The sequence below is a fragment of the Streptococcus sp. HMSC034B05 genome, from assembly GCF_001809055.1.
Classification (GTDB): Bacteria; Bacillota; Bacilli; order Lactobacillales; family Streptococcaceae; genus Streptococcus; species Streptococcus constellatus.
This window is the reverse complement of the sequence record NZ_KV795621.1, coordinates 14,839-34,945: the sequence shown is the minus strand read 5'-3', so window position 1 is coordinate 34,945 and position 20,107 is coordinate 14,839. Positions and strand designations below refer to the sequence as shown.

Here is a 20,107-nt window from a genome sequence, read left to right as displayed (position 1 = left end):
ATTAGTGATATGGTATAATAAGGAAAGGTTACTAAATATTTTTAAATGGAAACAAATACTGAAAAAATTAAAAAAGAGTCAAAAACTGGTTTGACTTCTGCGGGTCTAGTTAACCATATCTTGGAAAATCATAAAATAGATATTCATGATGTTGACTCTGTCACACTCTTAAATATGGGTTACTATCATGGATATAAGCGATATAGATTTGTTAAGAAATCTAATTCAGATGGTATTCTATCTATTACTTCATTTGAGGAAATTGTAGCAATCTATAATTTTGATATGGAGTTAAAAGGACTATTTTATCCTATCGTAATGCTAGTAGAGACAGCATTAAAAAATAGAGTTATTGATTCATTGGTTGCAGAATCTAGTAGTGGGATAGAGGATATATTAGATAATCAATTAGCTTGCTACGAAGACTACGCTGGTGAAAATGAGAAATATGATAAGAAATTCGTTCAGTATAATGAAACAAAGCAAAATATACTGGATACAATTGAATATTATTCAGATAAAAATGAAGTCATCAAGCATTATTTAGATAGTAATTATCAAATTCCTCTTTGGGCTTATTTTGAAGTTATTACTTTGGGACAGTTTAGTAGATTTTTAGGATGTTTAACCAAGTTAAGTCGTGAAAAATTGAATCGAGACTTTACGATTATTCCTAAAAGATCGAACTCACTTGAGTTAGTTGTTAATTCTCTTATTGAGTTAAGAAATGCTACTATGCACAATAGTGCGATTTTTGATGCCAATTTTTCAAGTGGTGTATCTAGAGTACTCAAGATACAGATAAAACAAGATTTGAAGTTATCAACATTTACTTGTGTATTTATTGAAGATTATTTCATTCTGTTAATTTGGACTTTGAACCTTCTAAAATTTGATTCAATAATCCTTAATGAATATATCAATCAATTCAATGAGATTGTTGAGAGATTCGACGATTCTCTTAATAATCGTGATATTTTTTTAAGATTATCAGTACAAATAGAAAAACTTCGATTCAACAATTAAGTAAATTTATTGACGAAAAATGAAATTAGTGGTATTATAGTTATATCGAATTGGGGCGTGCTAATCACGTCTGGGAGGGTCTGATGCGTCAGTCCTCCTTTTTTTGCCTCAGACTCTGTGATTGAGAGAAAATAAAAATGACATATACATTGGAATGGTTAAAGATATTTGATGGGGAGGTTGATATTCTCAATATTGATATGTCTTGCTTAGTCAATACAATTGAGAAATATGTTTCTCAGTACAGATACATTTATCAGACTAATATGGAAGAATATCCTGAGATTGTTCTTTTGGTGCCAAATTCTTCAATCCCCACTAATTAGGATTAGGACTATCTAGAGAACATCATGTTAATTGCCAACTAATAATGCTGGTAGTATTTTTGAAGGATTAAAAGGTGATTGGACCTTGGAACGTCTTAATAAGGCTGATAATGGTTGGTTTAATGAAAATAAATTTAAAATTGTCGGGACTCTATTATTTTACCAAATGTTATACTTAATGGAATGTAAATTCTACACTACGAAAAATATTTTGAATAGAAAAGTCGGTACATGATTTAAAAGAGATAATATCTATTTTGTGGTCTTCAAATTAAGTAATGGTATTAGTTATACGGTTGAACTGTCACGTGAGCAGGGAAATCATTATTTTCCAAGGAGTCTAAAAATTAATGATACCTCCATTATAATTGTAAAGAATTGAACTGACGCTTATTGATAAGAAACGCTTTAAAATTCCTAAGACGAGAAAAGTTAGTTGGCCGTCTTAATAATAAGTATTGTGTTATAGGAAATCATTGATAGCATTACAGAAATTCATAGTCATCTACTTTTTTATGGATGGCTTTTTTCATTTTTTTGATTGATGTAATACCAAAATCAACCCTTCTTTTTTATGATAGAGAAAGAGTGATAGTCTGTTAATGTATATCAAAAGAAGGTTCTTCTATAATAAAACGATATTAATTATTATCGAAACTAAGTAATCCCAACTATACCTTCCGCAAATTATCAGGAGTGGATAGTACTATCAGTTTTGTCTACACAACGAAATAAAAAGGATATGCTAACAAAGTATAAAAATGTTAGCATATCCTTTTTGTTTTTTTATGGCAAGGTTTTAAAGTCTCTCAGTCACGACTTAAGCGTTATGATTAGAATTGAGAGCTATCAGGAGGCTGATAATCTCATTAAGTATATCTGTGAATAGAATGTCTTTTGTATAACTATATTTTTTTGAATAATTTTGCCATTGTTGCTGTTGAACAGAGTCAGATTTGAATCTCTCCAGTAGTTCAATGATTTTATTGAAATCGAGTTCAGTTTCACGATAGGAAAAGGTTCTTTCACAAGCAATCTTTAATTGTGAAAAATCAATGTCATCTTTCTTTAGCTTTGAAAGGATATAGACATCGTAAAAATCTTTGCTGCGACTGTTCAAGAAATTTCGTGAATAAATGGTTTGGAGTTTTTCAGCTAAGATTGTTTCAATCGTATAAGCAATGATTGGAAAATTGCCATCATCAAAAATGGCTTTATAGTCATAGGTAACAGGGTAAGGTGTGACAATGTCTCCAGTCGCAATATCTAAATGGATAATTTGTTTAATATTTTCTAGTTGACATAAAATGGTTGCTCGATAACCACCATAATCATCGCTTTCCTTAATAGCTGTTATGGATTGAATTGAAAATTGAATACCATCTTTCGCTTCAGTTAAAATTTCTTCAAGTTGTTGTTGAATATTTTCTTCTGATAAAGTTTGTTTATGAAACAGGAAGTCAATATCCGCCGTACTACGAGATTCGACCCCAATGACGTTTGAAAGTAGGAACCCACCTTTGAAAATATAGTGATTTGAATAAGAACTCTGACTTAATTTTTTCAGAATAGCTTCAAGAAAGTAATAGGTCATGACGGAATTAAAAGTTAATCCAGTATTCTTCGATATTTTATGGCAGAGTGCTGTTAATTTTGCTTTATTCACATTAGAACCTCCAGAGTTCGTTTAACTTCATCTAAGATATTCATTTTTGTAGCATATTTATAGATCTTTGCGAGATTTCTTTTAGGGAAGTTGCTATAAGTTTGAAGTGTTTTAACAAATAGCTCAGCATCAATGCTATCTCGATTAAGGATAAAATCACACAGAACACGTTCAAAATTATAAACGTTAACGGTGTTTCCCATTGGAGTTTTTACACTGATGACCCCTAGGTTGACAATATCTTTAGAAACAGTGTGAATATTTAAATTTAATGGTGTATTCCTAAAACGGTAGTCCTTTGGAACTGTTACTTCAAAATATTGAGGAATTTCATCTGTAAGTCCCTGTAGATAAAGAGCAGAGATATGAGAAAAAACAGTTCTGGGGTAACGATACTGAAAGAAATAGTATTCATCATAATCTCCACTAGAGGACAGATAGATTCCTTTATCGACCCTAAAGATAACCCCTTCGTTTTCTAGTCTAGTTAGATAAATGGTTGGAATACCTAATTTTTTACAATCTCTATAAGTAATCATGCCATTGTGACTGTCTAAGTACTCAAGTAACAATTCTTTTTTGGACATATTCGACCCTCTCTTTGTTGCTTTTGTACCGCAATTTTAACATTTTTGCGGCACAAAAGCAACATTTTTAGATGTTATACATACAGTTTACTATTCTCTTACTTGGTGTGATACCAAAATCAAGGCTTCTTTTTTATGATGGGGAAAGAGCGACAGATTGTTGCTACTTATCAAAAGAAAAGAAGGATTAGTTATGACAAAACAATGTCATCATCACTTTTTAGTGAATCAGGAAAAAGCAGAGAAGCATGTCTTTCGTAAAAGTAAGAAGTATCGTACGCTTTGTTCGGTAGCTATTGGAACAATGGTCACAGCTATTGTCGCATGGGGTGGTGCAGTGGCGCAGGCTGACGAAGTAACGACACCACAGGATAACATCATTCAACGAACGGAAAATCCTGCCACCAATTTGCCTCAAGCACAGCCAGCACCAGTTGTGGAACAGACGAAGAGTCTTGCTTCAACTGGTCAAACAGACGGTGCTATCACGGTTACGGTTCCTCATGATACAGTAACCCAAGCTGTCAATCAAGCGAAAGCAGAAGGTGTCAAGACTGTTCAGGACCAATCGATGGATTTGGGCAACACGACATCAGCTAGTGAGACTAACCAACAATTAGCTAAAGCTGAAGCCGATGTTGCTAAACAAGCTGAGGAAATCACTCAGGTAACAGATACCTATAAAGCTGATAAAGCAACCCATGAACAGGATAAAACACGTGCTGAAAAAGGGAATGCTGCGTTAGAGGCCAGTCACAAAGAAGCGACTCAAGCAGGAAATGGCTTAAACAGTTCGGTGGATAGCACAATTTCGGAATTGAAGCGTCAAGATAAGTCTACTGATGTGACAGTAACGACCCAAACGGTATCGTCAGGAGATGGATCGACTGTTTCAGGCTATCAGGATTACATATCTTCAGTAGCTACTATTAATCAGAAAAATAAGGATAATCTTGCAGAATATGTGACCAAGAAAAAAGCCGTAGACGCCATTGTCGCAAAGACCCTGGCTACTCAAAAGGAAAATGAAACAGGTCTAGCTAAGGCAAAGGCTGATAATGAAGCGATTGACAAACGCAATCAAGCTGGACAAAAAGCGATTGATGATGAAAACAAAGCGGGTAAAGCTGCTGTTGATGAGTACAATAACAACCAGCAGAAATTGGTCACAGATCGTGCGGATGAAATTGTAGCTATCACCAAACGCAACAAGGAAAAAGAAGAAGCCGCAAAGAAAGAAAATGAAGCCATTGACGCTTATAACGCAAAAGAAATGGACCGCTACAAGCGTGATTTAGCGGAGATTTCTAAAGGAGAAGAGGGTTATATTTCGGAAGCCCTTGCTCAAGCTCTAAACTTGAATAATGGTGAGCCGCAGGCTAGACATGGCGCAACTACTCGCAATCCAGACCGTATTATTGCGAAAGGCAATGCCATGCTTGGAGGCTATTCTAACATCTTAGATTCCACAGGCTTCTTTGTATATGACTCTTTTAAGACAGGTGAAACCTTAAGCTTCACTTATCAAAACTTACAAAATGCCCGATTTGATGGGAAGAGGATTAGTCGTATCACATATGATATTACTAATCTTGTTTCACCAACGGGCACCAATGCAGTGCAGTTAGTCGTACCAAACGATCCAACAGAAGGTTTTATTGCTTACCGAAATGATGGAACAGGGAATTGGCGAACCGATAAGATGGAGTTCCGTGTCAAAGCCAAGTATTTTTTGGAAGACGGAACGCAAGTAGCTTTCACTAAGGAAAAACCAGGTGTCTTTACTCACTCCTCACTGAATCATAATGATATCGGTCTGGAATATGTGAAGAATTCGTCTGGTAAATTTGTGCCTATCAATGGCTCAACGATTCAAGTGACGAATGAAGGCTTGGCTCGTTCACTAGGTTCCAACCGTGCCAGTGATTTGAAGTTGTCAGAGGAATGGGATACGACGTCTAGTCGCTATGCCTATAAAGGTGCGATTGTCTCAACCGTCACATCAGGGAATACCTATACAGTGACTTTTGGGCAGGGAGACATGCCGATGCAGGTGGGTGGAAAGACCTACTGGTTTGCTTTAAATACTTTGCCCGTCGCACGGACTGTTAAACCGTATCGTCCCAAACCATATGTGACCCCAAAACTGGATCCCGTACCTGATCCGATTAAGGTGGTGCTAAAAACTTTCACACCGAAAACGTTTACACCTGAACCACCTGTGACTTTTAAAGAGAAACCACTAGAGAAAGTGACACAACCTAGTTTGACCTTAACAAAGGTCACTTTGCCGAAAATTCCTACTTCAAAACCCTTGCCCAAAGCACCACAAGTGCCAACGGTTCACTACCATGACTACCGTCTGACAACAACGCCCGAAATTATGAAAAAAGTGGTGAATACAGACCAAACTAATCTTCATGGCAAAACAGTCGCAAAGGCTTCAACGGTTATTTACCCACTGACAGTAGATGCTTTTTCTTCCAATCGTGCTAAAACAACTAGCCTCAGTTTCGAGGACTACCTGCCAGCAGGCTATGTGCTTGATAAGGAAAAAACACAGGCGGAGAACGGAAGCTATGAGATGACCTTTGATCAGGAAAAGAACTTTGTGACCTTGACTGCCAAGGAAACTTTACTTCAAGAAGTTAATAGGGATTTAACTAAATCCTATCAACTAGTAGCACCTAAACTTTATGGGACTGTTCAAAATGATGGGGCCACTTATTCCAACAGCTATAAGCTCCTGATGAACAAGGGAACGCCAAATGCTTATACCGTCACTTCAAATGTTGTAACCATTCGGACACCAGGTGATGGAGATACGACCAGCCACATTGTGCCTCAAAAACGCAATGAAAATGAGGACGGTGTCGTCATTAACGATACCGTGGTTACTTTAGGAACAACCAATCACTACCGTTTGACTTGGGATTTAGACCAATACAAGGGAGATAGCTCTTCTAAAGAGACCATTGCATGTGGCTTCTTCTTTGTGGACGACTACCCTGAAGATGTGCTGGATTTAGTGGATCAGGGAACAGTCATCACCACTCGTGATGGCAAGTCTGTGTCAGGAATTTCTGTCAAAGCTTACGCTTCCATAAAAGATGCTCCTAAAGACCTTCAAGACAAACTGGCTCGTGCCAAGATCACACCAAAAGGGGCCTTTCAAGTTTTCATGCCTCACGATAACCAAGCCTTCTATGACCAGTATGTTAAAACAGGAACTTCATTGGAAATGCTAACCAAAATGACCGTTAAAGAGAGTCTTTATGGTCAAACTGTTAATTACAAGAATAAGGCTTATCAAGTCGATTTTGGCAATGGCTACGAAACCGAGGAAGTGACCAATACCCTCGTTTCTCCAGAGCCTAAGAAACAAAACCTGAATAAGGATAAGGTGGACATCAATGGGAAGCCTATGCTTGTGGGAACTCAAAACCATTATACGCTGTCATGGGACTTGGACCAATACCGAGGCATTAAAGCAGATAAGGCTCAAATTGCACAAGGATTTTACTTTGTGGATGATTATCCCGAAGAAGCCCTATTACCAGATGAAACAGCGATTCAGCTAACCACATCTGATGGTAAAGCAGTATCAGGTGTTACGGTAAAAACTTATTCTAGCTTATCAGAAGCGCCTAAAAACCTACAAGCAGCCCTTTCGAAACGAAAGATTGAGCCTAAAGGAGCCTTCCAAGTCTTTATGGCAGAAGACCCTCAAGCCTTTTATGATACTTATGTGACTAAGGGACAAAACATTACTATTAAACTGCCTATGACCGTTCGTGAATCCATGCTTCATTCAGGAAAGTCTTATGATAATGTGGCTTATCAAGTGGACTTTGGGCAAGCCTATAAAACCAACACGGTGACTAATCATGTACCTAAAGTTACCCCACACAAGTCTAATACTAATAAAGCAGGTAGCACAATTGATGGCAAGACCATTCTTCCTAATACCATCAATTACTATAAAATGGTTCTGGATTACAGTCAGTACAAGGACTTGGTAGTGACAGATGATACCCTTGCTAAAGGTTTCTACATGGTAGATGACTATCCCGAAGAAGCTCTGACTTTAAATCCAGATGGTGTTCACATCATGGATAAGTCAGGCAATCTTGTCAAAGGTGTCTCTGTTAAAACCTACGCCAGCCTATCAGAAGCCCCCAAAGTCATTCAAGAAGCTATGGCCAAACGCCAGTTTACACCCAAAGGAGCCATTCAAGTCTTAAGTGCCGATGATTCAAAAGCCTTTTACGAGACTTATGTTAAAACAGGTCAAATCTTAGTGGTGACACTGCCGATGACCATTAAGAATGAGCTGACAAAGACTGGTGGCAAGTATGAAAATACGGCTTATCAGATTGACTTTGGCATGGCCTATGTGACAGAAACCGTGGTCAATAATGTTCCAAAACTAGACCCACAAAAAGATGTGGTGGTTGATTTGTCTCAAAAGGAGAAGAGCCTTGATGGCAAAAGTCTTGCTATGAATCAGGTCTTTAACTATCGCTTAGTAGGGGCACGCATTCCAGCTAATCGTGCGACACCGCTCATTGACTATCGTTTTAACGATGATTACGATGAAAGTCACGATGCCTATAATGGTGTCTACAAGGCTTATACTTTGGTGGATGTCACCCTAAAAGATGGAAGTGTTCTACCAAAAGGTACAGAAGTGACCAAGTACACGCTACAAGAGGTGGATACTTCAAAAGGCACAGTCACCATTCGCTTTGATAAAGATTTTTTAGAAAGTCTCGCAGAAAAATCTGAATTTCAAGCAGATGTTTACTTGCAGATGACACGAATCACTTCAGGTGAGGTGGAAAATACAGTGCTTCATACTGTTAATGGTTATACCATCAGTTCAAACACCGTTAAGACGCACACCCCTGAACCAGAACCACCAACTCCAAATCAGCCAGCAACATCACAACCACCAGTTGAGACTCCTGAGCCACTAGTTCTTGCTAGTGTTCTCCCAAATACAGGGGAGAGTCAGTCTCTCTTGGCGCTTGTTGGTGGAGGGCTTCTTTTAGGCTTAGCTTATGGCTTTTCAAAGCGGAAAATGGAGGACAACTAGATGGAACCTAAAACGATTTACAATACGGATTCTGACCAGGATGGCTTAACGGACGCTGTGGAACTAGATCTAGGAACCAATCCCTTGAGTAGTGACACGGATAGTGATGGGCTAACGGATCTTGAAGAAGTACAACAAGGTTTATGGCCAACTCAACATCAGCGTAAGGAGAGAAGCTATGACTTGGAACTATGAAACCATTTCTAAGACATTTTCAGAGATGGCACGAGAAAACTATGAAGATATGGTTAAAGCCTTTCTAGCCATGGAGTTAAGTGTTGATAATATGTCACTACTTGATACCCTCTATCGTGACTTTATGGCAATAGATGACTTGCCTTTGGTTAGTGATGATTTACGCCTAAAGGCAGAAGGCTATCAGGAACAGCTTCAAGAAGAGCTGACCGATTTGTTGGAGAAACTCTATCGAACAGGGGAGGGAGCTAGTTTCATCATGGAAGTGATAGCGTCCAACAACATTTCGGACACCCTTGCTCGGTATGAGGTTTTGGATGAGGATGATTATTCGTCTCTCACCTTAGAGACCTTGCAGGACATTCTCCAAAAAGATTTAACCCTAACCAGCCAAGATTATTTTGGAGATGTGACCTACATGGCTTTACAGAAAGACTTATTGGATCAGAAAAGTGATTTCTTACAACACTATGTGACGACTTTAATGGATAAGTTGCCACAAGAAAAAGACCAAAGAGCCTTGGTCCTAGATTAAAGCAGTGGGCTGAGAATACCTCTCAGCTCATTTTTGATTGGAGGGAAGCATGAATCAAGAACACTTACTAGAGATGTTGCGGGCAAGATTGCCACGTGACCCCAGCCTTTTAGAATCTTTTTTACGTTATCAGGCAGCCCATTTTGATGAGGACTGGGACAGTCTGATCCAACACTTTATGACCCATAGGGGAGAGGTCAAACCACTTGTTCAAGTGGTTCAGTTTGAGACGGATGTCTCTGCCTTTGTGGCAGCTAGTCCATTTGAAGCAGCTCATGACTTACTCACCTATACGCAAACATTTGGTCAGGCTGGACTAAATAAGTTACCCCAATTATCAACCAATGAGAAAGCCTTAGTGATTGAGGTTGCCCTCTTTAACCTGGCGACTCGCTTTCAACTCTTAGACCAAGAAGGAGCTTATCAGTCCATTTCAGTATCCTCTCTGTTGGAAAAAGGCAGAGCCGCAAACTTAGTCAATGTGTACCGTGTGGCTAATAACCTGTCTGACCGTATCAGTCGTGATATTGAACAGTTTCTTTTGAGCTATGAACCAGAAGCAGAGGCAGTGAAACCAAAAGTTATTGAAGAAGAGAAAGAAGTCATAGGACCAGAACCACTTCAAGAGATTACTTTTCGAGAAGAAGGCTTTATCATGATTGCAAGCCTTGATGAAGACCTGTCGCAACTGGATTTTCGAACGGGTCAAACAGAACACTTACCAGCTTATGAGAAATTGAATTTGACTCAGAAATTTGAGATACTGAGCCATTTTGACCAGGTACGAAATGACCTCCCTAAACTTCCGAACCTTAGACGTGGGGATTTTGATCATGAGATGGAAATGACCCCAATCTATGAAGGTGACACGCTTCTGACGTATTTGGAAGCAGATGGGACAGTTTATAAACTTCAGCGTCCTTTAACGATACAAGAAGAAGCTCTTTTAGGTGAGATTGGGCAAACAATTTTAACAGAGAATACGGAAAAGCTCACCAGTTTAGGGATAGACTTGACGAGCTTTGATGAGAATCAACATGGGCTTTTGCTAGACGAAGCAGGTCGCTTCCGTTTGGAAAATGCGGACCTTGCATTATTAGGTGGCTATCCCAAAGCCACAGTAACTCAACTAGCTCTTGCGACAGAATTGCTTCAGATGGGACTTAGCCATGAAAAGGTTGAATTTTTCTTGACCAGTCAGCTGGATTTGGAAGATTTAAGACCAGTTGCTTATGGCTTTTTACACGAAGACTTATCTTTGGAAGAAGCTAGAACTTTTGAAGCAGAAAAACAGGAAACTCCAGACCTTGTCTTTAAAGACTGGAGGGACACCTTTATTCAAACTGAGGCTGAAATGTCCATTCCTCAGCCAACCCCCAACAATCCTATCATACAAGAAGCTCTTGAACGTTTTCCCCTTGACTCTATGGTAACTTATAAGGGACAAGACTTTAAGGTGATAGCCATAGAAGAGTCAGGGGTTAATGACCTCATTCGGATTGAATTACAAAATGATTTCACGGATTTGATTGAACAAAATCCAGTCCTTTTCTTACGGACACTAGACGAAATCACTCAGGCTCTCTATGTTCCTTCTGTCGAAGAAAAAGAAGAGATGGAGCAAACCAGTCAGGAATTAGACCTCTTTTCCTTTATGGATATGGAAGAACAAAAAGAGCTAGTTTCTCAAGTGATGATGACAGCAAAACCAGTCAACGCAATAGAAGAGAAAGTACCAGAAAGTATTGAGATGGAGACTGATTCAGAGGTAGCTGATGTCGTTGAAACCATTCTTACTGTTGATTTTCACTTTCCAGAAGATCTGACAGACTTTTACCCTAAGACAGCTAGAGATAAGGTGGAGACGAATATTGCTGCCATTCGTCTTGTGAAAACACTTGAAGCAGAACAACGACAAGCGACTCCGAGTGAACAAGAACTTTTGGCCAAATATGTGGGTTGGGGTGGACTTGCTAACGATTTCTTTGATGACTATAATCCTAAGTTCTCTAGAGAACGTGAAGAACTAAAAAATTTAGTATCCGATAAGGAATATTCGGATATGAAACAGTCCTCTCTAACAGCTTATTACACTAATCCTGCCCTTATTCGCCAGATATGGGATAAGTTGGAACGAGATGGCTTTAAAGGCGGAAAAATTCTAGACCCTTCCATGGGAACAGGGAATTTCTTTGCGGCTATGCCCAAACATTTGAGAGAAAAAAGTGAGTTATACGGTGTGGAGTTAGATACCATTACAGGAGCTATTGCCAAACACCTTCATCCAAATGCGCATATAGAAGTCAAAGGCTTTGAGACAGTTGCTTTTAATGATAATAGCTTTGATTTGGTAATTTCAAATGTACCGTTTGCTAATATTCGGATTGCAGATAACAAGTACGATAAGCCTTATATGATTCATGACTATTTTGTGAAGAAGTCGCTTGATTTGGTGCATGATGGTGGGCAAGTGACTATTATCTCCTCCACAGGAACCATGGATAAACGGACGGAGAATATTCTTCAAGATATTCGTGAGACAACCGAGTTTCTTGGTGGTGTGCGTTTACCAGATACTGCTTTTAAGACAATTGCAGGAACCAATGTTACAACAGATATGTTGTTCTTCCAGAAGCACTTGGACAAAGGATATGTGGCAGCTGACCTAGCCTTTTCAGGTTCCATTCGTTATGACAAGGATGACCGCATTTGGCTCAATCCTTACTTTGATGGAGAATACAATCGCCAAGTTCTAGGAACCTATGAAGTCAGAAACTTTAACGGTGGAACTCTTTCTGTTAAGGACAGTTCTGATAACCTGATAGGAGATGTTCAGACTGCTCTGGAACAGGTCAAGGCACCAAGAATGGTAGATGCTTCTGAAATCATCATCAACCCAGATGTACTGGCCAAACTAGTTATTGATACCTCCATTCCACCTGAAATGAGAGAGAATCTTGATCAATACAGTTTTGGCTATCAGGGTTCTACGGTTTATTATCGAGATAACAAAGGCATACGTGTAGGGACCAAGACGGAAGAAATCAGCTACTATGTCGATGAAGAGGGCAACTTTAAAGGCTGGGACACCAAGTATTCCCAGAAGCAAATTGATAGATTTAATAGCTTAGAAGTCACAGATAGTACTGCTCTTGATGTCTATGTGATCGATGTTGCAGCCAAACGTGGTCAGTTTAAAGGCTATTATAAAAAGACCGTTTTTTATGAAGTTCCGCTCTCAGCTAAGGAAGTGGCACGAATCAAAGGAATGGTAGACATTCGTAATGCTTATCAAGAGGTCATTGCCATTCAACGCTATTATGACTACGATAAGGAGACCTTTAACCACTTGTTAGGCAAACTCAATCGTACCTATGATAGCTTTGTCAAACGCTATGGGTATTTGAATAGTGCAGTTAACCGTAATCTTTTTGATAGTGATGATAAGTATTCGCTTCTTGCTAGTTTGGAAGATGAACGTCTGGATCCAAGTGGAAACTCCGTTATCTACACCAAGTCCCTTGCCTTTGAAAAGGCTCTAGTGCGTCCCGAAAAAGAGGTTAAAAAGGTACATACTGCCCTTGATGCCTTAAATTCCAGCTTGGCTGATGGTCGAGGTGTTGATTTTGCTTATATGATGTCTATCTATCAGGTTGAATCGAAGATGACCTTGATTGAGGAGTTAGGAGACCTCATTATGCCTGATCCTGAGAAGTATTTGAATGGCGAATTGTCCTATGTTTCTCGTCAAGACTTCCTGTCAGGTGATGTCGTTACCAAGTTAGAAGTGGTGAACCTATTTGTCAAACAAGACAATCAGGACTTTAACTGGTCACATTATGCAGGGTTACTAGAAACGGTCAAACCAGCACGCATTACTTTAGCAGACATTGATTATCGAATTGGTTCACGCTGGATTCCTTTGTCTGTTTACGGAAAATTTGCCCAAGAAACCTTTATGGGGAAAGCCTATGAACTCTCTGGCCAAGAAGTAGCGACAGTCCTTGAAGTCAGTCCTCTTGATGGAACAATTTCCTACCAGTCTAAGTTTGCCTATACCTATTCTACGGAAACGGATAGAAGTCTGGGTGTTTCAGGTTCTCGTTATGATAGTGGTCGAAAAATCTTTGAAAACCTCCTGAATTCCAATCAACCGACCATCACAAAACAAATTGTTGAAGGAGACAAGAAAAAGAATGTGACAGATGTGGAGAAAACAACAGTTCTTCGTGCCAAGGAAAACCAAATTCAAGAGTTGTTTCAAGACTTTGTGGCAAGGTACCCAGAAGTGCAGCAGATGATTGAAGACACCTATAACGGCCTCTATAATCGAACAGTGTCCAAGGTCTATGATGGCAGTCATTTAGCCATCGATGGGCTTGCCCAGAATATCTCCTTACGTCCTCACCAAAAGAATGCCATTCAACGGATTGTGGAAGAAAAACGTGCCCTACTAGCTCACGAAGTCGGTTCTGGAAAGACTTTAACCATGCTGGGAGCAGGCTTTAAACTGAAAGAACTTGGTATGGTGCATAAACCTCTCTATGTGGTTCCTTCTAGTTTGACCGCCCAGTTTGGTCAAGAAATCATGAAGTTCTTTCCAACGAAAAAGGTCTATGTGACGACCAAGAAAGACTTTGCCAAAGCCAAACGCAAGCAGTTTGTATCACGCATTATCACAGGGGACTACGATGCTATTGTAATTGGGGATTCCCAGTTTGAAAAAATACCGATGAGTCGTGAGAAACAGGTTACTTATATTCATGATAAGCTGGAGCAACTCCGAGAAATCAAGCTAGGAAGTGATAGCGACTATACGGTTAAAGAAGCAGAGCGTTCGATTAAGGGATTGGAACACCAGTTGGAAGAACTCCAAAAACTGGAGCGAGATTCCTTTATCGAATTTGAAAACCTTGGCATTGATTTTCTCTTTGTGGATGAGGCTCATCACTTCAAGAATATCCGTCCAATCACTGGACTTGGGAATGTCGCGGGAATCACCAATACCACTTCAAAAAAGAACGTAGACATGGAGATGAAGGTGAGACAGGTTCAGGCAGAGCATGGAGCTAGAAATGTCGTTTTTGCGACAGGAACACCCGTATCCAATTCTATCAGCGAACTTTATACCATGATGAATTACATTCAGCCAGATGTCTTAGAGCGCTATCAGGTATCTAATTTTGACTCTTGGATTGGAGCTTTTGGGAATATCGAGAACTCTATGGAATTAGCCCCAACAGGAGATAAGTACCAGCCTAAGAAACGGTTTAAGAAATTTGTCAATCTTCCTGAACTTATGCGAATCTACAAGGAGACTGCCGATATTCAAACTTCTGATATGTTGGATTTACCTGTACCAGAAGCTAAGATAATTGCGGTGGAAAGTGAGTTAACGCAAGCTCAGAAATACTATTTAGAAGAACTGGTAGAGCGTTCAGACGCTATCAAATCAGGCAGCGTTGACCCTAGTGTTGATAACATGCTTAAGATCACTGGGGAAGCCAGAAAATTAGCCATTGATATGCGGTTGATTGACCCAGCTTATACTTTATCGGACAATCAGAAAATTCTTCAAGTGGTTGATAATGTCGAGCGGATTTACCGTGAAGGAGCTGGAGACAAAGCCACTCAGATGATTTTCTCGGATATTGGAACCCCTAAAAGTAAGGAAGAAGGCTTTGATGTTTACAATGAACTCAAAGACTTGCTTGTGGATCGAGGGATTCCAAAAGACCAGATTGCCTTTGTCCATGACGCCAATACTGATGAAAAGAAAAACTCACTGTCTAGAAAGGTCAATAGCGGAGAAGTACGGATTCTCATGGCTTCAACGGAAAAGGGCGGAACTGGTTTAAACGTGCAATCACGAATGAAAGCTGTCCACCATTTGGATGTTCCTTGGCGTCCCTCGGACATCCAGCAACGCAATGGACGTTTGATTAGACAAGGCAATCTGCACCAAAATGTAGAGATCTATCATTACATAACAAAAGGCTCATTTGATAATTATTTGTGGGCAACCCAAGAAAATAAATTGAGATATATTAAACAAATTATGACATCTAAAGAACCTATTCGAGCAGCAGAAGACATTGACGAACAAACCATGACAGCTTCTGATTTTAAGGCTTTAGCCACTGGTAATCCCTATCTCAAACTCAAAATGGAATTGGAAAATGAACTGACAGTGTTAGAAAATCAAAAGCGAACCTTTAACCGATCCAAAGATGAATACCGCCACACCGTTTCCTATTGCGAGAAGCATCTCCCTATTATGGAAAAACGGTTGAGTCAATATGATAAAGATATTGCTCAATCCCTTGCTACCAAACACTTAGACTTTGTCATTCAGTTTGACAATCAAGTAATGGATAATCGTACTGAAGCAGGGGATTATCTGCGTAAACTTATTACCTATAACCGCTCAGAGACCAAGGAAGTCAGAACACTTGCATGCTTTAGAGGATTTGATTTAAAAATGGCAACACGAGGTCCTAGTGAGCCCTTGCCAGAGACCGTATCTTTAATGATTGTAGGTGATAACCAATATACAGTCGCCCTTGATTTGAAATCAGACGTGGGAACCATTCAACGGATTAGTAATGCTCTTGATCATATTATTGATGACCAAGAAAAGACAGAAGAGATGGTAAAGGATTTAAAAGATAAGCTACAAGTAGCCAAAGTAGAAGTTGAGAAAGTCTTTCCAAAGGAAGAGGATTATCAGCTTGTAAAGGCTAAGTATGATGTTTTGGCCCCCTTGGTAGAAAAAGAAGCAGAGATTGAGGAGATTGATGCAGCACTGGCCAAGTTTAGTGAAGATACACAGCCTAAAAAACAGCAACAAATAGCACTCGAGATTTAAGAAAAAGGCTGACAAAAATTTTTGAACGCGGTAAAATGAAGTCAAGAAATCACAAAAGGAGACTAGATCATGGCCCAAACGATAGAAGAAATGCGTTATCAACTAGAAGAATGGTTGGTACAAGGTTTCACAAGTCCAGAGGATAGAGCTGACTACCAAGCTTTAAAGGAACAGTATGAAGATGAAACCCTTGATGTTAGCTTTTCAAAACGAGAAATCATCAGTCAATTAGAGGTCATCATCACAACTCGTGAGAATGACTTTCCAGACTTGGATGAAGTGACGAAAGAAGAATACCTTGATTTGGTTGCCCAACTACATGAACTCGACAAGGAACAAGCCAACTATTACCGTAAGCAATTGGGATAGGGGGATCGTATGCAAGAAGTCGTGGAACAGGTGTTACAGGTATTTCTGATTGTTGCCGCAATAGGACTGATTTTACTTGTCCTTTATCAGATTGTGAAAGTTTCAGGTGCTTTGTTTCTTATCGGACTCATCAGTGGATTAGTCTTTATAGAAATCTATGGGATTTACCTCTTCCTCACAGAACGAAATCTCTATACAGAAGATTTAGCAACCAATGGTATTTGGAGCTTTACAGGATTCTATATTGTCTTTAATATTCTGCTGGCGCTTGGTATTGTGACAAAAGTTGTGAGAAGTAGAATGGCATGAAAATAGGGCTACCTTAATGAGGTAGTCTTATATTTTTTAGAAGTAAATAGATGCAATAGGGTTATAAGAACTTAGTATTTCTTTTTGTTTAGACTGTGACACATGGGTATATATCTGAGTTATAGAAATAGAACTATGACCAAGTATCTGCTGGATGTAACGAATATCGACATCGTTATCTAATAACATCGTAGCAAAGCTATGACGAAACATATGAGGTGTGATCGTTGTAGTTAGTCTGGTTTGGTCTTTTGCCGTTTTCAGAAGTAAGCGAACACTTTGTTCTGTCAGTGGTTTTTGTGGGGATTTTCCAGGAAATAGATAATCGTCTAAATAGCTACAATAGCAAGAGATATAAGTTTTTAGCAATTGAAAAGTCCGTTCATCCCCTAAAAAAATAATGCGTTCTTTTTTTCCTTTTCCTAGAATTTGAAGCGTTTGTTCAGTTAGGTTAATATCTTTGATTTGAATATGACAAAGCTCAGAAATCCGAATACCAGTTGAAAGTAATAATGAAATAATTAACAAATTTCTTTCAGCTTTTTGTTTTTGATAAACAGTTTTGGAAGAGACAATTTTTTGTTTTAGATAGGTATATAGGATTTTTAAACTATCATGAGGTATTGTCTTAGGCAATGTTTTTTCTGCTCGAAATTGAAAACGTAACTGATTAAAAGGATTGTCTGCAATGATGTTTTGTGACTGTAGATAGCCGTAGAACACTTTTAAACTTGCGATTTTTCGTCGTAAAGTACTTGTTTTTAAGTTTGAATGTGTCAAACATTCAATATAACTTATCACACATTCTTTATTTGAATTGTAAAATTGCATTAAATCATTTTTATAAGCACGAAGGGTATGTGCACTCAAACGTTTATGAGTTTTGCAATAATCTAGGTAATTAGAAATAATAGTATAATCCATGATAGTCTCCTTTAACGATAATGACGCTATTATAGACTGATTTATACACTTTGTATAGTGATAATAAATAGTTATCGGTAGGAAAATAAAAATATGGAATTTATAAATCGTAGGGATGAACTAGATAAATTAAAAAATGAATATAAACAACATTTAAAAACAGGTAAAAGTCAAGTTTATATTATTAGAGCGAATTCAGGTATAGGGAAGTCGGAGTTTATAAAAGAAATTACAAAAGACTTTTCACAAATTCCTATTGAGATTCTTCATTTAGATGATACTGAAAACTCTTCTACATTTAGACGTTTTGTAATTGAGTTAGATAAAGTGAGCCAGTTCTATGGGTATCTTGATTTTAAAGCATTCTATACTAAAAAAATTAATAGTTCAAAGGCCCTGCAGCTGCTATTAAAAGTGTCTTCTTTTTTTGGTCAGGCTTTTATTGGAATGGTATCCAAAGAAAATGGCATAGAATCTATAACCTCTGAAGTAAATTTGCCTTCTTTAATAGCTGAGCCTAGAGAATACGAAACTTTTATTTTAAAAGCTCAAACTGAGAATCTATTTGAATACGCAAAATATGTACTGGCTCACGAAAATTTATATTTCAATTTTCCAAACGCTTCAATAATTGATCAAGAATCACTCGATTTATTGAATAAATTGATTGAAAAATCTAAAGGAAGTCTATTCATTTTTGAGTGTGCAGATAAAAAAGTTGAAAATAGTTTTAAAAATAGTCGCAACATAATATTGAGGACATATCAATTAGAAAAACTCTCCGATGAGCACATTAAACTATACATAAATCTTTTGTCAAATCAGTTAGCATTACAAGCTGAACAAATTAATTTTACAACTTTACAGGATTCTATAAGAAAAGGAGATTTATCGGAAATCTCCTTAATACTAAAAGATTTTTCTGATCGTTTGAAGGAAGATAAGGCTTCTAAATTACAGAGCATTTACCAGATTATTGAAAATATTTCTCAAACTCAATTAGTATTCTTACTTTTTGTATTCTACACAAAGAGAAAATTATCACTTACGGATTTAAAAGAAATTATGTTAGAGACTGATAAAACTTTTTCCCAAGAAGATATCGACTTTCTTCTTGAAAAAGGGCTATTAGATCAAGTTGAAAACTTCGCTTTTCTACCAAACTCTGTATCAGAAATAATTAGCCAAGAAACCTATTTCAAAAAAGAGAGAACATTTGTTGGCTCAATTCTCATCAGATTTCTTAACTTAAAGCTATCTCAAACAAATGAATTTGTTTATTTAGATACTCTTGTTGATTATTATATTTGTTCGAAATATTTCTTACAAATTAAACTAATATTACCTAAAATACAGGAACGTTTATTAAACTTTGATTCACAACAAGGTCGTAAAGAGTATTTCGAAATTTTTTATTTAAATAGGCAGAGATTTATCGAGGAAGATAGTTTCTTCGCACTGTCGCTAGCTAAAATAGCCTATGATGCAAATTTATACTATGAAGCACTGGAGTTTATCAATCTTTCAACAGAAGTTACGGCAGACATAGTATTTGCCAAGTCCTTAATTTTAAATCGTTGTGAATTGTTTCCTGAATCCATTAAATACATTCAGGAAAATATTATGAATCTTAATGAACAAAGCTCACAATTTTTCAAACTATCATTGATTAAACTAATGAACTTAATACAATTAGAACGTAGAGATGAGGCTAAAACAATCTTTGAAAATATTAAATTACAAGTAGATAATCCGTACTACCCGTATTTAATTAGAATTTCAAATGTATTTGAGCTTAGCTTTTCTGAACGACTAAGGAAAGTTGAGGAAATTTCAGGTAGAATTTATAGTCTAGAAAATGCAGAATTCTCTGGTCTAAATGCTATTTACCTGTCTTACCTATATGCGGTCAATGGTAAAATCAATGATGCAGAGGAGCAATTAGATAAAGCCAGAGATTTTTTTGGAGACAGCCTTATTTATAATCATATGATTCTTCATAACGAAGCCACCATTAAATTCCATAATAATGATATTGATGAATCTATCCCAGAACTGCTCAATAATGCTAAGTTAACTGCATATGATCAATATGATTTACTAGCAATTTATAATAATTTACTAGTTTACTATATTCTAAGTGACCAAGTAGCAGATATTAATTGTCAAATGCTTGTGTATGAATTAGAAGATTTGTTAAACGA

10 protein-coding genes and 4 pseudogenes are annotated in these 20,107 nt (G+C 37.8%); 11 read left to right on the top strand and 3 right to left on the bottom strand.

Going from position 1 to position 20,107, the window contains the following annotated elements:
* The first annotated feature begins 45 nt into the window (after positions 1 to 45).
* From HMPREF2542_RS06900 to HMPREF2542_RS10290, 3 genes and pseudogenes are all read left to right on the top strand, one after another.
* The gene (locus tag HMPREF2542_RS06900; RefSeq protein WP_261674393.1) at positions 46 to 1,026 is read left to right on the top strand and encodes an Abi family protein; all 981 of its coding nucleotides are present in this window, start codon (positions 46 to 48) and stop codon (positions 1,024 to 1,026) included.
* Positions 1,027 to 1,163: 137 nt separating this feature from the next.
* Positions 1,164 to 1,801 (top strand): annotated as a pseudogene (locus HMPREF2542_RS06895) (hypothetical protein).
* Between the two features lie 214 nt (positions 1,802 to 2,015).
* A pseudogene (locus tag HMPREF2542_RS10290) lies at positions 2,016 to 2,087 on the top strand (CHAP domain-containing protein); the annotation flags it as partial.
* A gap of 85 nt (positions 2,088 to 2,172) precedes the next feature.
* On the opposite strand, the gene HMPREF2542_RS06890 reads toward HMPREF2542_RS10290, so the two are convergent.
* Together HMPREF2542_RS06890 and HMPREF2542_RS06885 are read right to left on the bottom strand one after the other, a co-directional pair.
* Positions 2,173 to 3,018: a nucleotidyl transferase AbiEii/AbiGii toxin family protein gene (locus HMPREF2542_RS06890; protein ID WP_049476707.1), complete on the bottom strand. Its 846-nt coding sequence runs from the start codon at positions 3,016 to 3,018 to the stop codon at positions 2,173 to 2,175.
* Positions 3,015 to 3,605, bottom strand: coding sequence for a type IV toxin-antitoxin system AbiEi family antitoxin domain-containing protein (locus HMPREF2542_RS06885; protein ID WP_049476708.1), 591 nt, complete (start codon positions 3,603 to 3,605; stop codon positions 3,015 to 3,017). Before HMPREF2542_RS06885 ends, HMPREF2542_RS06890 begins: the two co-directional genes overlap by 4 nt.
* A gap of 193 nt (positions 3,606 to 3,798) precedes the next feature.
* On the opposite strand from HMPREF2542_RS06885, the gene HMPREF2542_RS06880 reads away from it, so the two are divergent.
* From HMPREF2542_RS06880 to HMPREF2542_RS06855, 7 genes and pseudogenes are all read left to right on the top strand, one after another.
* Entirely contained in the window at positions 3,799 to 8,703 is a 4,905-nt protein-coding gene (locus HMPREF2542_RS06880; protein ID WP_058670380.1) for an SspB-related isopeptide-forming adhesin, read from the top strand.
* A complete protein-coding gene (locus HMPREF2542_RS06875) occupies positions 8,704 to 8,898 on the top strand; it encodes a thrombospondin type 3 repeat-containing protein (protein WP_007518250.1) in 195 nt (64 codons plus the stop codon).
* Positions 8,882 to 9,433: a coiled-coil domain-containing protein gene (locus HMPREF2542_RS06870; protein ID WP_049481185.1), complete on the top strand. Its 552-nt coding sequence runs from the start codon at positions 8,882 to 8,884 to the stop codon at positions 9,431 to 9,433. The genes HMPREF2542_RS06875 and HMPREF2542_RS06870 overlap by 17 nt, the downstream gene beginning before the upstream one ends.
* A 49-nt stretch (positions 9,434 to 9,482) precedes the next feature.
* Positions 9,483 to 9,999, top strand: a pseudogene (locus tag HMPREF2542_RS10285) (hypothetical protein); the annotation flags it as partial.
* 56 nt (positions 10,000 to 10,055) lie between these two features.
* Positions 10,056 to 16,301, top strand: a pseudogene (locus HMPREF2542_RS06865) (SNF2-related protein); the annotation flags it as partial.
* A gap of 69 nt (positions 16,302 to 16,370) precedes the next feature.
* Complete coding sequence (locus HMPREF2542_RS06860) at positions 16,371 to 16,670, top strand: DUF5962 family protein (RefSeq protein WP_058669439.1); 300 nt, start codon at positions 16,371 to 16,373, stop codon at positions 16,668 to 16,670.
* Positions 16,671 to 16,679: 9 nt separating this feature from the next.
* Positions 16,680 to 16,979, top strand: a complete 300-nt coding sequence (locus tag HMPREF2542_RS06855) for a DUF5966 family protein (RefSeq protein WP_048800614.1) — start codon at positions 16,680 to 16,682, stop codon at positions 16,977 to 16,979.
* A 36-nt stretch (positions 16,980 to 17,015) separates the two neighbouring features.
* Here the strand turns inward: HMPREF2542_RS06855 and HMPREF2542_RS06850 are convergent, their stop codons facing one another.
* Positions 17,016 to 17,903: a tyrosine-type recombinase/integrase gene (locus HMPREF2542_RS06850; protein WP_058669442.1), complete on the bottom strand. Its 888-nt coding sequence runs from the start codon at positions 17,901 to 17,903 to the stop codon at positions 17,016 to 17,018.
* A 93-nt stretch (positions 17,904 to 17,996) separates the two neighbouring features.
* On the opposite strand from HMPREF2542_RS06850, the gene HMPREF2542_RS09935 reads away from it, so the two are divergent.
* On the top strand, positions 17,997 to 20,107 hold a 2,111-nt coding region (locus tag HMPREF2542_RS09935), incomplete at its 3' end, for a hypothetical protein (RefSeq protein WP_186822140.1).